Annotated in this window: 17 protein-coding genes; 15 read left to right on the top strand and 2 right to left on the bottom strand. The window is 36.2% G+C overall.

What is annotated here, in order from left to right; genetic code table 11:
* The first annotated feature begins 142 nt into the window (after positions 1-142).
* On the top strand, positions 143-1,594 hold the full coding sequence (locus ABOA58_RS16155) for a spore germination protein (RefSeq protein WP_350299193.1): 1,452 nt from the start codon (positions 143-145) through the stop codon (positions 1,592-1,594).
* A gap of 566 nt (positions 1,595-2,160) precedes the next feature.
* Here ABOA58_RS16155 and ABOA58_RS16150 read toward each other — a convergent pair.
* The gene (locus tag ABOA58_RS16150; protein WP_057219379.1) at positions 2,161-2,670 is read right to left on the bottom strand and encodes a DinB family protein; all 510 of its coding nucleotides are present in this window, start codon (positions 2,668-2,670) and stop codon (positions 2,161-2,163) included.
* A gap of 634 nt (positions 2,671-3,304) precedes the next feature.
* Here ABOA58_RS16150 and ABOA58_RS16145 point away from each other — a divergent pair.
* From ABOA58_RS16145 to ABOA58_RS16080, 14 genes are all read left to right on the top strand, one after another.
* Entirely contained in the window at positions 3,305-3,934 is a 630-nt protein-coding gene (locus ABOA58_RS16145; RefSeq protein WP_350299192.1) for a TetR/AcrR family transcriptional regulator, read from the top strand.
* The gene (locus tag ABOA58_RS16140; RefSeq protein WP_434547738.1) at positions 3,934-4,122 is read left to right on the top strand and encodes a DUF2197 domain-containing protein; all 189 of its coding nucleotides are present in this window, start codon (positions 3,934-3,936) and stop codon (positions 4,120-4,122) included. The genes ABOA58_RS16145 and ABOA58_RS16140 overlap by 1 nt, the downstream gene beginning before the upstream one ends.
* A 181-nt stretch (positions 4,123-4,303) precedes the next feature.
* Entirely contained in the window at positions 4,304-4,576 is a 273-nt protein-coding gene (locus ABOA58_RS16135; RefSeq protein WP_350299191.1) for a hypothetical protein, read from the top strand.
* Positions 4,554-4,775, top strand: coding sequence for a GNAT family N-acetyltransferase (locus ABOA58_RS16130; RefSeq protein ID WP_350299190.1), 222 nt, complete (start codon positions 4,554-4,556; stop codon positions 4,773-4,775). The genes ABOA58_RS16135 and ABOA58_RS16130 overlap by 23 nt, the downstream gene beginning before the upstream one ends.
* A gap of 283 nt (positions 4,776-5,058) precedes the next feature.
* On the top strand, positions 5,059-5,670 hold the full coding sequence (locus ABOA58_RS16125) for a hypothetical protein (protein ID WP_350299189.1): 612 nt from the start codon (positions 5,059-5,061) through the stop codon (positions 5,668-5,670).
* Positions 5,671-5,828: 158 nt separating this feature from the next.
* Positions 5,829-6,155 (top strand): hypothetical protein, encoded by a 327-nt coding sequence (locus ABOA58_RS16120; RefSeq protein WP_350299188.1) that lies wholly within the window; start codon positions 5,829-5,831, stop codon positions 6,153-6,155.
* A 365-nt stretch (positions 6,156-6,520) separates the two neighbouring features.
* On the top strand, positions 6,521-7,099 hold the full coding sequence (locus ABOA58_RS16115) for a TetR/AcrR family transcriptional regulator (RefSeq protein WP_247107472.1): 579 nt from the start codon (positions 6,521-6,523) through the stop codon (positions 7,097-7,099).
* A gap of 291 nt (positions 7,100-7,390) precedes the next feature.
* Entirely contained in the window at positions 7,391-8,092 is a 702-nt protein-coding gene (locus ABOA58_RS16110; RefSeq protein WP_247107469.1) for an SDR family oxidoreductase, read from the top strand.
* Between the two features lie 28 nt (positions 8,093-8,120).
* Positions 8,121-8,396 (top strand): muconolactone Delta-isomerase family protein, encoded by a 276-nt coding sequence (locus ABOA58_RS16105; RefSeq protein WP_350302893.1) that lies wholly within the window; start codon positions 8,121-8,123, stop codon positions 8,394-8,396.
* Between the two features lie 322 nt (positions 8,397-8,718).
* On the top strand, positions 8,719-9,711 hold the full coding sequence (locus ABOA58_RS16100; RefSeq protein WP_350299187.1) for an NADP-dependent oxidoreductase: 993 nt from the start codon (positions 8,719-8,721) through the stop codon (positions 9,709-9,711).
* A 271-nt stretch (positions 9,712-9,982) separates the two neighbouring features.
* Complete coding sequence (locus ABOA58_RS16095; protein WP_283906174.1) at positions 9,983-10,537, top strand: GNAT family N-acetyltransferase; 555 nt, start codon at positions 9,983-9,985, stop codon at positions 10,535-10,537.
* A gap of 167 nt (positions 10,538-10,704) precedes the next feature.
* A complete protein-coding gene (locus tag ABOA58_RS16090) occupies positions 10,705-11,247 on the top strand; it encodes a DUF402 domain-containing protein (protein ID WP_350299186.1) in 543 nt (180 codons plus the stop codon).
* A gap of 157 nt (positions 11,248-11,404) precedes the next feature.
* On the top strand, positions 11,405-11,671 hold the full coding sequence (locus ABOA58_RS16085; RefSeq protein ID WP_249598207.1) for a hypothetical protein: 267 nt from the start codon (positions 11,405-11,407) through the stop codon (positions 11,669-11,671).
* Between the two features lie 286 nt (positions 11,672-11,957).
* Positions 11,958-13,160 (top strand): IS110 family transposase, encoded by a 1,203-nt coding sequence (locus tag ABOA58_RS16080; protein WP_350299185.1) that lies wholly within the window; start codon positions 11,958-11,960, stop codon positions 13,158-13,160.
* A 241-nt stretch (positions 13,161-13,401) separates the two neighbouring features.
* Here the strand turns inward: ABOA58_RS16080 and ABOA58_RS16075 are convergent, their stop codons facing one another.
* Positions 13,402-14,835, bottom strand: a complete 1,434-nt coding sequence (locus ABOA58_RS16075) for a flavin monoamine oxidase family protein (RefSeq protein WP_350302892.1) — start codon at positions 14,833-14,835, stop codon at positions 13,402-13,404.
* Positions 14,836-15,009 lie beyond the last annotated feature (174 nt).

Raw genomic sequence — 15,009 nt, 5'->3', positions numbered from 1 at the left:
AACGGGTGCGTTAGCTGTAGAACGGGGTTGTCTTTAAGGCAGCTTTTTTTTATGGGACTAACGGGTCATGATAGTTGAATACGGATAAAATTTTCGATATTTCCTCAAACTAAAGTGAATAATACTTTAAGGGTGAAATAGAATGATTAAAAAAGAATTGCAGGAATGCTCTGAAGAAAATATTAACAATATAAAGAATACATTTCATCATACATCTGACCTTATCGTTAGAAAAATAAAAACGGGCTTTAAAAGTTCTTTCGAAGTCAACATTGTCTATTTGGATGGAATTATTGATACAGACCGCATACAAGAATATGTTGTCAAACCATTATTAGAGCCGTTCAAGACTGTAAAGTTTAATGAATCATTTATTGATCAAATTATCGAAAGAATGATTGAAGCAGCAGATGTGAAAATCACGACTCAGTACAAAGACTTAATAGAAGCTATCGTACAAGGAAATACCATTATATTGATTAATGGGTATAGAAAAGGAATTATCATACCATCAGCCAATTGGAAGGAAAGAAGCCTTGAAGAATCTTTAGGAGAACGGTCACAAAAGGGTCCAGTTATTGGGCTAACAGAACAAATGAAAACAAATATTAATTTGTTAAGAAGTACAATAAAAACTCCCGATCTCTGTGTAGAAGCAATGGAATTTGGGACAATCTCAAAAACAGCAGTTTCAATATTATTTATAGAAGGCATTGTTGATAAAGGAATTTTAAAAGAAGTACGAAAGAGGCTAAAAAGTCTAAAAATAAAGTATGTACTAAATTCAAAAGTGGTGGAAGATGTATTGGAAGGAAAACCAAGAACAATTTTCAATTTAGCAAGACCTTCAGGACGAATTGATGGAGTTGTATCCTCATTATATGAAGGAAGAGTAGCAATAATAGTAGATGGTTTCCCTAGTGCTATCATTGCACCCACACTTTTTATGGATTTATTACAGGCACCAGATGAATATCACGTAAAAATGGGTCGGTTTTCAAATCGAATAATAAGAATGATTTGCTTTTTCTTAGCTGTATACTTACCTGGTATTTATATTGCGATAGCAAATTTTCATAAAGAAGATTTAACTAACAAAATTTCAAAGACACTTATATCTAAAAGTGAGTTATTACCAACCTTTTGGGAAATTGCTATTCTTTTATTTATCATAAGAATATTATTAGATGCTTCATATCGTATTCCGAAAACTTCAGTGATTTTGCTTTCCTTAATCGGAACAATCGTAATAGGCGAAACAGCTGTTACTGCAAAACTAATTCATCCACTTAGTCTCATAATAGTAGGTATAACAACTATTTCTAGTTTTCTACTCGCTAACAGAGGACTGCTTGCTGCTGAAAATACATTAAGACCTCTTTTTTTGATTATTGCTTATTTTTTTGGATTTAACGGATTAATCATCGCTGCAACAATTCAAATAATTTATATGGTAAGCCTTAAATCTTTAGGTGTTCCCTATCTTTCGCCTTTGATTCCGTTTAGGATACAGGAATTGAAAGATACAATATATAGGGGAGATTTACAGACACTAATTAATAGCAAACATACTTATACTGAGGATGATGATTAATTTTTTGTTCCAATTTCGAAAATAAATGCAGGTGCGAAAACATATGTTGGTTGGTCCCTTGTTGAACGAACGGGTACGTTAGCTGAAGATCGGAGCTGTCTTTAAGGCAGCTTTTTCTTATGGAACTAAAGGGGCAGGATAGTTGTATAAAGGGGTTCAAAAACATTTAGGGTTACCACCAGCAAAACGCGGATTTACAACGTTAAGGATATTCCAGCATTAAAAATCCCAATCTCTCAGTGATATAAATGAGAAATTGGGATTCAATTATTCAACAATTGCGCCCTTTTGCGGAATAAACACCAATCCTTATTTGTCATTCGTATGATGTATTGAGCTCTCGTTCTTCGTTAGCTTAACGAAGAGGCCTTGATTTTTTCTTGTTTGAGATTATTATTTGCTTTTCATTTTTAGACAAAATCCAGTCTGTAACCAATCGCTGCTGCTTTTTTCAACCCGTCTTGTCCTCTCTTCATATCAGTCTATGAACGGGGCGGGAAGGCTGCCATAAAGAAAGAACGGAAGCCGCGTTTTCCGCGCAGCTTCCGTCCCGATCTTCCGGACAACTAACTCAAATACCGATTTCGGATGACCCCCATGTGATGAATCTCGTGTCCTGCGATGCCGTACGCGAGGGCACGCGCCGTAATGCTTGCGTTGTTGGCTGTGCCTTTGCGGGACCACGCCTCCGCCGGTAACCCGCGCAGCAGTGTGATCGTCGATTGCCGTACGGCCCGGTAGTCTTCGGCCAATTGCGCGGTTGTCCAGCTTCCGAAAGGAGGCATGAACAATTCCTGGTCGAAACCGGACAGAGGCGTCTGGTCCCCTCTTGCGAACCGGAGCAGGCGGTAGGTCATGACGCGTTCTCCGTCTGCGATGTGGCCCACGACTTCTTTCAGCGTCCATTTTCCTTCCGCATACCGATACGCGCCATGGCTTTCGGTCAACGATGCCAACAGCTCAGTCATTTGCTTTTCCTGGGCGAGCAGAATGTCGATGATGTTGCCATCCGGCACCAACCGGATATACTCTCCGAAGTCCCCAGCATATTCTTCTTCTGACGGTCTTTGATTCATGCGTAATCACCTCTCTATGGAGTTATAGAAAATTAAAATGCTCTTTCCAATGCTCTACCGCGATTTTTTTGCGAATTTCGTAATTTCGGCATGTATAATGAATTCGCGAAAGGATAAAACTTTCCTTCCAATGCTCTACCGCGATTTTTTTGCGAATTTCGTAATTTCGGCATGTATAATGAATTCGCGAAAGGATAAAACTTTCCTTCCAATAATTGAGTGTAAGTAACCACTTAGTTGGTCGGTGGCCACGCTAAACTGCCCTTTAACTTAATAATAATCATCTCAATTTTTCATAATTTCCACAATAAGTTATTCAATATAATGGCCCTTTAATGGAATAACATGACTAACGTTTTTAAACAAATGTAAGGTTTTTTTCATGTTGTAGCTACTGTCAAAAAGCATACTTTATGACACGTAGAAAGATAGCTCTAATCTGTATGTCAAAAGGTGAATTAACTCATTTTGACATATGTCATTTCTTTAAAAGGACTTTTTGAAATAACTTTTCTGATTGAACTTAATCCTTAGCGTGGTTTTTTCGCGTTTGGCTGGTGTTACCCCATTTAGATAATCTTCACCTAAATGTTTTTTTGTTTGTTTTTTTGTACGACTGTACTAAAATAAGAACATGAGTAAAAAAAATAATCCAACTAACCAAAAACAAATGTCATTCATCGAAAAAGCTCGTAGAGCTCAAATTGTGGAATGTGCGATTGAAACAATCGCAGAAGTAGGTTACGCTCAAGCCTCTTTAGGACAAATTGCAAAACGTGCAAAAATCAGTAAGGGGGTTATTTCTTATCACTTTGCAAATAAAGAGGAATTATTGGAGCAAATACCTATTGAATACTATATGGCTTGGCAATCATATATTGCTCCACGAATAGAAGCTCAAAAATCTCCTAAAGAAATGCTTCGGGTGTATATTGAATCCAATCTTACATTCGTAGATGAAAATCGGAAGCATGTTTTCGCTGTTATAGAAACGGTTTCTAATCAGAGAACTGCTGATGGTAAACTTCGGTTTGCAGCAGACCATGATGAAACTATTTTACTTCCAATTGAAAATATTCTCACCCTAGGGATGCAAGAAGGAATTTTCCGAGAATTTACAAGATCATCGGCAAGGGTGATGGCGTTAACAATAAGAAATGCCATTGACGGGTTCACCATTGAATTAATGAGAAAGCCACATTTAGATGTTCAGGAGTATACTAGAGAACTGGTTACAATCTTCGGTAAATCAACTAAAAAGTAATGTGTCACATAGGAGTGATAACAATAATTTACTACGAGGTACTTTGTTATAGTTGTAAAAAAATATTCAGAGTATACGAAGGTTCACTAAAATATAAACAATTTAAGGAAAGAAAGAGTAGGACTTTTTGTTGCGATGATTGTGGTCATAAAATACGCATTGAAGCAATCAAAAATTTCTTTAGATAGTTTTTTGGGGAGTCCTACTAATAGATTGTGAAGGATTGTACTTAAACTAACGGGTGCGTCAGCTGAAGATCAGAGCTGTCTATAAGGCTCTTTTTCTTATGGAACTAAAGGGGGGCAGGTTAGTTGAAGAACAGGTAATAAAATTTCTATGTCGAATTAGTAACAAATGGGGTGATTAATTTTGATACAAGTAAAAAGTTTGGAACAAAGTGAGCATGATTTAGATTTTTTAACGGATATGATGTATGAAGCTATTCATATTCCTGAAAATAAGCCATCTAAAGAAGAACTGTTAAATTTACCACATATAAAAAAATATAGTGAGGGGTGGGGACGAAAAGGTGATAGAGCAATAATTGCTTTTGAGGATAATTTTCCTGTTGGTGCTGCATGGTATCGCCTATTTGCAGAAAATCAAAAAGGTTATGGATATGTTGATGATAAGACTCCCTGAACTGGGTATAGCTGTAATTAATAAAGTAAGAGGTAAGGGAATAGGTAACCTGCTTATGGAAAAGTTATTTGAAACAGCTTCTAGAGATGGTTACACATCACTATCTTTTAGCGTTGACCCTAAAAACACTCAGGCTGTACAACTTTATAAGAAACTTGGATTTGAACAATGTGATTCATCAGGAACATCTTGGACATGATATATAACATCTCTTCCAGTTAGAAATTTTCAACTAACGAGTGCTTTAGCTGAAGATCGGAGCTGTCTTTAAGGCAGCTTTTTCTTATGGAACTAAAGGGGCAGGTTAGTGGATTTGCATACTAATAGTGTAACTATTTAAACAAGAATTTGTTCTAAACCATATTGACACGTTATGTGTATTATGGGTATAGTACATCTATAAGGTGTATGAACTACTTAGTACATACATCGGATGTCAGAGGAACAATAGGAGTTGTTTGGATGAATAGGGAGGTGCTTTTTTGAAGGAGAACCAAGAATATATAGTGCATTGGAAGTTTGTTACCTTTACATTTATCATTGGTTTAATTGTTGCAATTTTTTCAGTTATTTCTGATAATTTATCATTTTTAGTTGACGGTGTAACAGTTCTTGAATTCGTCATTGCGTATTTAGCGGTAATGATTAATTCTTTACCAATGTGGTTTATTGTAGCAATGCTTGTTGGCTATATATTTGCGAGGAACATTAAGAAGGCTGCGTTACTTGGGGCCATTTATACAATCACTGCAATTACGTTTTATTTCGTGATTGGACATTTTTATACGGATATACCAGTAACAGTAACGATATCATTTAAAGAACTGGCGATGACATATGTGAACTGGTATGGGGCGTCAACCATTGGTGGTATCCTGGGTGGGGTTGTTGGATACTTAGTAAAAAAAACACCATTTGCATTACTGAGTTTACTTGTAGGATTAATCTTGCAGTTGTTTGTAAACGGTACAAGTAGCTGGGGTGACATTATTGGTATTGCACAAAATGTTACCTTTTGTCTAATGATTGTATGCATTCTTATTTATTTAGTGATTGTGAAGAGAAATGATAGAAGTGAATCTTTTGGAATGTGAAGAGATGTACTTAAACTAACGGGTGCGTTAGCTTTAGATCAGAGCTGTCTTTAAGGCAGCTCTTTTTCTTATGGCACTAACGGGGCAGATTAGTTTAATAAGAAACATCAAATTGGTAAAACTACCTATGTAAAAACCAATTAGGAAGAGGTAGTAAATTGAAATTACTTTTTATACGTTTATTAGTTGTATTTATTTTAATTCAAAACATTCCACTAATAGTTCAAGCTAAAGAAATCAAATATAATCACGACAGTATAACTCTTTCTGAAATCAAAAGGAAAGTTGATTTTAAAGTAGTTGTTCCTCAAAATATTCCTAATGATTGGACGTTGGAAATAAAAACATACCCCTGGGATGAAAAGGACAAAATAACTAATTTTAGATTGCACTATATGGATAGCGACGATAAATATTTGCTAATTGGTATTGAGCAAAGTAAGGAATCTTCTAATAAAGGGGTACCGCCAACATTTCGGAATTGACTTCCCACTTATCAGGTGGAGAGAACCATTTTAAATCCTTATCTAATTCTGGATTGTTAAACTTCTCCATCAATACTACGTTTCCATTCAAAATTATTACCACCTTTTTAATGATTATTCTTACTGTTCGTCTACTATTAAAAGAAGAGAATCAATTAGATTGTCTAAATCATTCCCTTGTCTTTAAATCTCACTAAAACCAATTAAAGTAGCCTATTCCTACTTATCTTAAACTAAGTTGAACATACTTTTAACGAAATAAGCCCAAACTATCGATTGAAACTAATTTTAAACATTTTCCTTTTTTTAGTAATACTTTACTGAACGTTCTAGTTATGTTAAATTGAAGTTAGGAGGTAAACTAGATGGCTAGAAGTAAAGAGTTTGAAGTGAGCGAAGTACTAGATAAAGCAATGAATCTTTTCTGGGAACTAGGCTATGAGAAGACATCAATGAGTGACCTTGTTGAGAAGATGGGCATTCACCGTAGAAGTATATATGATACATTTGGTGATAAACGTTCACTTTTTATACAGGCTATGGATCGTTATTGTAACAAAGTTGAAACAGCCCTTTCAAAAAAAATTATTACAAATACTGCAAGGGAAGCTATTGAGATTATTCTCCATTTTATGATTGTCGATGAGGAAGGAAAGCCTTCGGGCTGTTTAATAGTTAATTCATCGACAGAATTAGCTGCTCATGATTTAGACGTAGATACTAAATCTGTAGAATCTTTTATCACGACTGAGGAACTTTTTCAGAAGATTATTATTTGGGGACAGCAAAATGAAGAGTTTTCTAGTGATTTAGATGCAAAAGAAATGGCTGAATATCTGAACGCTCTTTCAATTGGTGTAAGAGTCATGGCAAGAACATCGATTTCAAAAGAAAAGTTAAATAACTTGGTGAATACTTCAATAAGACTGCTGAAAGGATACTAATTTTTTAACAAATTAGTATCAAATTGCATTTTTTTATTAATTTTAGAATGAGCGTTCTTGATAATGCTCTCATTCTTTGCACTCCTACTTCAACGTTATTTCAGTTGTGAAACTCAAATTATATATTAGATCGTAACAATCCGGGTCCGAACGAGAACATTCTTGTAAATCAAGTTAACGATATGATGTCTGGTAAGTAATTTACTTGTGTGGTAAAGCACTCAGATGTAAAAAATGACTGCGTGCGCAAAAATTCAAGAACGATAATTCTAAAATAAGGGAGAAATAAAAATGAATATTTCAAAACAAGTTGCTATTGTCAGTGGTTCAAATCGTGGTTTAGGTAAACAATTGGCTCTTGAGCTTCTAGCAAGAGGAGCCAAAGTATACGCTGGAGCAAGAAACCCAGCATCAATCGACCTACCAGGTGCTATACCGCTGCAGCTCGATATTACTGATTCGAAATCCATCATGGCAGCGGCTGAGGTAGCTGGGGATGCAACCCTCCTGATTAACAATGCTGGTACCGCAACAGGTGCATCCCTTTTCGCAGGAGAACTGGAAGATATTCATGTTGAATTCAACACCAATGTTTTCGGTACAATTTCAATGGTTCGTGCTTTTGCACCAGTTATTGAAAAAAATGGAGGAGGCTCGATCCTAAATATTCTATCTGCATTATCTTGGTTCAATACCGGTGATTCAGGCGCGTATTCAGCAGCAAAATCTGCTCAGTGGGGAGTAACAAATGCATTACGATTGGAGTTGGCCCCTAAAAACATTAAGGTTGCCGGATTGCATGTAGCGTTCATGGACACGGATTTGACAGCTGGTATCGAAGCACCTAAGGCTAGTCCAAAGGAAATCGCCAAGATCGCGATTGATGGAATCGAAACTGGCCTCTACGAAATTATTGCTGATGATACAAGCCGGAATCTACAACAAGGCCTTGCAGGGGGAGTCCCTTCCCTGTACCCACAATTGTTTCAATAAAATTTTCGATTAATTATGTTTAGGAGGGATTAAACTGCGTTTTCTCGGTCATATTAAAATTGATCCATCAGCAACTGAGGAAGAAATTGCTGAATTGTTACCTGCGGAACAAACACGATTTGCTGAATTAGTGGAACAGGGTTTGATCAACACTTTTTACCTTTCCCACACTAGAGATGAGCATTGGTCTCTTTGTATTGCTGACAGCGATGACGAATTAAAAACGGCTTTGGAATCATTGCCGTTATATAAATACATGAAAATAGAATACACCCAACTAGTCGACGATGCGAACCAGGCATAAACAAAAGTAGTACCGAAACAGGTCTTTTAAAGTGTTAATTACAAATAAAGTTGTATCGGTTACAAAAAAGATGTACCGTTTACAATAAAGTTATACCGGTTGCAAAAAAGTTGCACCGTTTTAGTAAGGTAATTCTAAAAAAATATTGTTGTAGCAAGGCTTATGGAAACTTTTGATCAATCTTTTTTATAAAAACTAAATCTATCTCAAAACCAACCCCATCCATTTTGATCAAACTTTATTCCAAAGCTACAATTAACGAATAAAGAGAAATTAGATAAACAATTTTGATTATCGAAATTTAATAATGAGGTGTTTTATAATGAGAGCATTTGCAATAAAAGGATATAATGAATCCCCTACCTTTATTGAACGACCTATACCACAAGTTGGAAACAGCGAAGTTCTAGTTGAAGTTCATGCAGCAAGCATTAATCCACTTGATACAAAGGTGCGGAAGGGAGAACTAAAATTATTGTTAAAATACAATATGCCTTTGACGTTGGGAAATGATTTCAGTGGGATAATAACCAAAGTAGGAAAAGATGTAAATAAGTTTAAGGTAGGGGATGAAGTGTACGGTCGTCCTCGTGCGGAGAACATGGGGACATTTACGGAGTACTTTTCTGTTCATGAAGAAGATATTGCCTTGAAACCTAAAAATCTTACATTTGAAGAAGCTGCTTCAATTCCACTAGTTGGACTAACATCCTACCAAGCTCTTCATGACATATTGAGTATAAAAAAAGGGCAAAAAATCCTCATTCACGCTGGTTCTGGTGGAGTAGGAACATTTGCGATCCAATTAGCAAAAGAAATGGGAGCGTATGTTGCAACAACTTCTAGCGAAGGAATTGAATTAACCAAATCACTTGGAGCAGATAAAATTATTAACTATAAATCTGTGAATTTCGAAGACGTCATAAAAGATTATGACGCAGTAATTGATAGTGTTGGAGGTGAAACATTAGAGAAGTCATTTTTGACAGTAAAAAAAGGGGGTAAAATTGTTTCTATCGCTGGAACTCCGAATGGTCGTTTCGCAAAAGAAATGGGACTTGGTCTAATTAAGAAAACAATTCTCTCATTAGTCAGTTCAAAAATAACGAAATTAGAAAAGAAACATGATATAGAATACACATTTCTTTTTATGCAACATAGTGGAAAGCAATTAAAGATTCTATCTGAACTACTTGAAACCGAGAAAATTAAACCGATTATAGATCGTGTTTTCGCTTTTGACAAAGCGAACGAAGCATTGGTATATTCAGAGAATGGAAAAGCTAAAGGGAAAATAATTCTCAAGCTAAAGTAAACTAAAAGGGGACGTTAGCTGTACAAGCTAAATTAAAAAGTCGATTCCTTAGCATTAGAGGAATACGACTTTTTTTTGCTCAGTTAGCGTACAAAATTTCCGAAATGTTGGCGGTACCCCTTATGGAACTATCGGGGCAGGTTAGTTGAAGATTGAATACGTTACAAAAAGGGATTAATACTGTTAAGGCGAATAGTTAATAATTGGATTTATTTTGAAATGGAGAGATTTTAAGAGTTAAGAAAAGACCTAAATAGAAAGGTTGTTTTATTTGAACAAATTTGACAGCGTTTCAGAAACAGAAAGATTAGTAATAAGACCATTAAAGGAAAATGATTTTAAAAATTGGCTTAGCGAATTTAAAAATAGACTTCCATCTCAACACAGGTATGATCAAGGGAAGATTGATATGAGTGAATGTTCAGAGGAATGGTTTACCAACTTAGTGGGAAAACATCAAGAATTAGCAGTGGATGATATAGCATATGTTTTTGGTGTCTTTAGGAAAGAAGACGGTACACATCTTGGAACGATAGATTTTTCCACCTTAGAGAGAAGTGACTTTCAATGGGGTAGGATAGGTTACAATATCCATAATCAATATTGGAGAAATGGTTATTGTAAAGAGGCAGTAAAAGAAGCCCTTAATATCGCCTTTAAAGACTTGAATTTCCACCGAATTGAGGCTCATATAAACGTTGATAACACACCTTCTTATAAGTTAGCAGAGAATGTAGGAATGGAGTTTGAATGCATAAGAAAAGGATTTATTTTTGAATTTGGTGAATGGACTGATAATCTGGTTTATTACATAAATTCCAAATAGAAAATTCTACAACTACAAGGTTCGGTAGTTGAGATCAGGGGCTACCATTCGGTGGCTTTTGAACTAAAGGGGCAGTTTAGTTGAAGAAGAAATCACCCATTTTTTAGCAATTCACTTAAATTCGAATGTTATAATTAGGTAAATAATTTTCGGTTTGGGGGATGAAGATGCTAAAGAGAAAATATGGAAACCGTTCAGAATGGAAACGTGTCTTGGATAGAAAATATGCACAAGCGTTTCTTGATACTAAAGAATTTAAGGGTTATATAACTTTATTACATACAATTAAAGTTGCTAAACCATTATCCGTTTGGTATGAGGATAAGAATATATGTATTGTTGATAATGGTTACATGTGGCTTCAACAATTTCCCGTAAAAAAAAAGCATTCAGTAACAACAATGTTTGATAATAATGGGAATATAGTGCAATGGTATATTGATGTTTGCCTAGGCAATGGAGTAGATAATGATATTCCCTATTTGGATGATTTGTATTTAGATATTATTTTGTTACCTTCTGGAGAAGTAATTCAAAAAGATGCTGATGAGCTTGAAGAGGCTTTTCTTAATGGAATTATTGATAAATCTCTTTATGATTCAGCTTGGGATGAAGTAAACATCCTTACTAAGTTAATAAATAATCGAAGCTTTGAATTGCTTGATTTATCCCATTTTCATAAGGAATTCTTAGTCAATGAATTAAAATAACTTTATTAAGCAACAGATGCGTTAGCTGAAGATTAGAGCTGTCTTTATGGTAGCTTTTTCTTTATGAAACTATCGGGGCAGGATACTTCAAGAGAGATACGTTATAATTATGGTCAATTTTATTGGGGACTTTTGGAGATGGAATAGGGGTGACATTTTGAATAAATGGGCTAAATTATCATTAGCGTGGGTGCCTTTTGCCTTTTTAACCGCATTGAATGAAGCTACGTTAGAAATAGGCGGCTCGGCTAATCCTATTTGGATGATTGGGCAAATCGGGCCTTTTGCAGGGTTTATAATTGCGTTTGGTGCAAGTAACAATAAGCAACGTTTTATGCTTGCATTGTTTAATATAAGTTATTACGTACTGTTTATAGCTTATGCAATACTCGATGAACGTTCCAAATACGGAAGTATTTACTAATTAACATAGTATCAAGGTTCTTAATGAACTAACGGGTGCGTTCGTATTAAAAGGTCGACCAGTAAAAATTACTGGTTGACCTTTTTTTAATAGAATCTATTATATCAGTAGCCAGGGTAGGACGTACGGGTGCGTGGGACTTGATCCCGTGAACTAAACTGTCCGCCCCCTACTTGTAGAAACATGTTTGAGGCTGGTTGGGACGCAGATCTCGAATAACAAGCGAAGCTATGACACTACATGGAGGACTAGGGGTACTGGTTAATAAGTAGAGGAGGTAAAGATAATGAATCCAGTTGTTGGTCTGGATGTGGCAAAAGGAGAGAGCCAAGTTCAGGCATTCTTAGATCAATCTAAACCGTATGGGAAGAGCTTTTCAATGAAGCATATCAAAGAGGAGTTAGATCATTTTTTAGAATTTCTAAAAGAAATTGAAGAGGTGACAGGGCAGATGCCTATGGTCATTTTAGAATCTACAGGGCATTACCATTCTCCCGTTATTCAATACCTGGAGGATCAAGGGATTCTATATATCTTACTAAATCCGATTATTTCTTATCAGGCAAAGAAGTCCAGTTTACGGAAGGTAAAAACAGACGCTATCGATGCGTACCAGTTGTGTGTGCTGTATTACAAAGAGGATTTAGAACCTCATAAAATTAGAGGAATTCAGCTATTAGACCTTCGGAATTTTTCCAGACAACAGGAAATCGTAACGAATATGTATGTGGAAGCTAAACTTCAGTTTCACACCATTTTAGATCAAGTGTTTCCTGAATACCGGAAGGTTTTTGGGGATCTATATTCGAAGGTTTCTTTATTGATGTTAAAGGAATATCCCACTTCAGAGGCGGTATTAACAGCCGGAGAAAGTAGACTAGCAGAGAGTGTTATAGAGTTCTGTTCAAGCCGATCGGGTGAATGGGCAAGGGAAAAAGCAAAAAAAATAATGGATTCCGCATCTCGAAATCCATTTCAAAAAAGCGTGTATGAAAGTCACGTAATCAATCTTCGTATGTATATTGAGTTGCTTTTTCAATACCAGGGACACCTTTCTGATTTGGAAGATCGTATAGTGGCCCTGGCAAATGAACTGGAAGAATATAAGATCATCCAATCGATTCCCGGTATCGGAGAAAAAATCGCAGCCACGATTATCTCTGAAATTGGTGAAATCGATCGGTTTAATTACCCGAAAAAACTGGTTGCCTTCGCTGGAGTAGATCCAAGTGTTCACTCATCGGGTAAGTTTACGGCAACCATTAATCGTATGACAAAAAGAGGTTCGAGCAGACTACGTCATTCTCTGTATCTTGCTGTACTATGCGGCATAAGGAGTTCAAGGAACAAAAAGCTTAAAGCTTTCTTTGATAAGAAAAAATCGGAAGGAAAGCCAGCCAAAGTGGCGATCGTTGCCTGTATGAATAAACTTCTTCATTGGGTTTACGCTTTATTAAAGAGAAAAGAAGCATTCCTAGATTTATCCTGATTAACGGTTTTATGAAACAGAGAAAAATCCTCCAAAAGGGTTTTGGAGGGTTATTTGGCATGGCCAAAAATAGTATATCATAATGGAAATGAAAATTTTAGAGAAAGATATTGACATCCTATTAGCTGGTTTAGCTGAAGATCGGAGCTGTCTTTAAGGCAGCTTTTTCTTTATGCACCTAAAGAGGCAGTTTATTTGTATAAAAAATTTCTATAAGTCCTAAATTATCTATTTTTCCTGTTTATTTTGGCAAGTCATTCACTTCATATGCAACCCGTATTCCAGATTCAATCGCCCCTTGCATCCAAGCGTGGGTAAGCGAAGTATGTTCACCGGCAAAGTGCACTCTTCCTTCAGGTATAGGGATATAAGGATGCAAATCTGTTTCCTGACCTGGTTCAAAAGCAGTGAAAGCACCAGAAGAATATTCATTATCGACCCAACTAAAGGAAGTTCCTGACACAAACTCAGAATAGACTTGGTCTCCGTAAATTTCAGCTAAGTTCTTTAAAGCATATTGAATGCGATTTTCGTTGGATAGACCGTTCCATGTTAAAGCCTCATCCGCCCATGTATAGCTTGCCAAAACCACAGCAGGTCCTTTTGTACCAATCCCCTGACTTGGATAATAAGTGAATCGAATCGGAAGGTCAGTTATGGATTTACCACCATATTGATGGTGTCTTTCCCAAAACCTGCTTTTAAACTCGATTCCGATTTTTGTTGCGCTCATATAGTTCAGTTCACGAATCGCTCTCCGTTTATAATAGGAAAAAGAATGGTATGGTACAACTTTCACAAATCGTAACACTGAAAAGGGGATGGTTATGATGGCAAGATCACCAGTTATGGTTGAATCCTCTAAGGTGTGCTGATGGGTGGAATGGATGGTTACTCTGTTGTTATGTTGGACAATTTTCGTCATCCTTTGATTGAACATAATAACATCTTTTATTTGCGGGAGAAATGCCTTTGGCAGCAGATCCATACCACCGGTTATCTCATAAAAACGATTTGCTCTGAAGGACGCTTCTTCTCGCAAAACTTCAATAAATGACATCCCCATATATGCTTCTAAGTCAAGGAGTACACCGATCATATCAACCGCGCCATCTGAAAAAGTCGTTCCATATTGATAATGGTAAGAGTTTAAGAAAGTACCTAGTGAGTAGTTTTTAAATTCTTTTTCTACGAGATGCCAATTTCTCGTTGGGTCTTGTTTAATAAAATCGAGAATTGGCTGTGTAGCTAATTTCACCAGCTTCTCTGCGCTTTTACCTCTTTCATTTGGGGCAACGGGATAGTTTAGAATACCAGGAGAACGTTCAAAAATGTTAAGACGTGTTTTGATTCCATTGAGATAAAGAATATCCATTGGAGTTCGGTTAATAAACAGGTTTAGGGTTAGCCCGAATTTTTTAATATACTCTAAGGTCAAAAAATGAACATCAGGAATACGCATTGGGCCTAGGTTAAAATAAAGCCCATTACTAAAGGGGGAGCGTATGGTATAGGCACGTCCGCCTACCCTGTTGTTTGCTTCAAGGATTGTGACGTTGTGCCCGGCCTCCTGCAAAAGAGAAGCCGCAACCAGTCCTGCTAGTCCTGCGCCAACAATAGTAATATGTTTGGGAACTTGCGACTTTTTAAGACCATTTCTAATAATGCTAATCATTTGTTGAGTCGTTAATTGATAATTTATGTTATTAGGCAAACCTTCTCCCCCATTGAATAGATTTTTACATCTTATTCACTTGTAAAGATGAATATGTGTTCCTTCTATTTACGGATAAATAAAGTAAAGATAAATTCAACTTTTGTAGCTGGGGCACAAATAAAATTATTAAAA

The sequence above is a fragment of the Peribacillus frigoritolerans genome, from assembly GCF_040250305.1.
GTDB lineage: Bacteria > Bacillota > Bacilli > Bacillales > DSM-1321 > Peribacillus.
The sequence above is the reverse complement of the archived record's forward strand: the minus strand, read 5'-3'. Positions and strand labels throughout refer to the sequence as shown.

What these genes read in the sequence shown, in the direction of transcription:
- ABOA58_RS16155 (WP_350299193.1), top strand. Translation starts at nt 143, where the DNA reads ATGATTAAAAAAGAATTGCAGGAATGCTCTGAAGAAAATATTAACAAT.
- ABOA58_RS16150 (WP_057219379.1), bottom strand. Translation starts at nt 2,670, where the DNA reads ATGAATCAAAGACCGTCAGAAGAAGAATATGCTGGGGACTTCGGAGAG.
- ABOA58_RS16145 (WP_350299192.1), top strand. Translation starts at nt 3,305, where the DNA reads ATGAGTAAAAAAAATAATCCAACTAACCAAAAACAAATGTCATTCATC.
- ABOA58_RS16140 (WP_434547738.1), top strand. Translation starts at nt 3,934, where the DNA reads ATGTGTCACATAGGAGTGATAACAATAATTTACTACGAGGTACTTTGT.
- ABOA58_RS16130 (WP_350299190.1), top strand. Translation starts at nt 4,554, where the DNA reads ATGTTGATGATAAGACTCCCTGAACTGGGTATAGCTGTAATTAATAAA.
- ABOA58_RS16115 (WP_247107472.1), top strand. Translation starts at nt 6,521, where the DNA reads ATGGCTAGAAGTAAAGAGTTTGAAGTGAGCGAAGTACTAGATAAAGCA.
- ABOA58_RS16110 (WP_247107469.1), top strand. Translation starts at nt 7,391, where the DNA reads ATGAATATTTCAAAACAAGTTGCTATTGTCAGTGGTTCAAATCGTGGT.
- ABOA58_RS16100 (WP_350299187.1), top strand. Translation starts at nt 8,719, where the DNA reads ATGAGAGCATTTGCAATAAAAGGATATAATGAATCCCCTACCTTTATT.
- ABOA58_RS16090 (WP_350299186.1), top strand. Translation starts at nt 10,705, where the DNA reads ATGCTAAAGAGAAAATATGGAAACCGTTCAGAATGGAAACGTGTCTTG.
- ABOA58_RS16080 (WP_350299185.1), top strand. Translation starts at nt 11,958, where the DNA reads ATGAATCCAGTTGTTGGTCTGGATGTGGCAAAAGGAGAGAGCCAAGTT.
- ABOA58_RS16075 (WP_350302892.1), bottom strand. Translation starts at nt 14,835, where the DNA reads ATGATTAGCATTATTAGAAATGGTCTTAAAAAGTCGCAAGTTCCCAAA.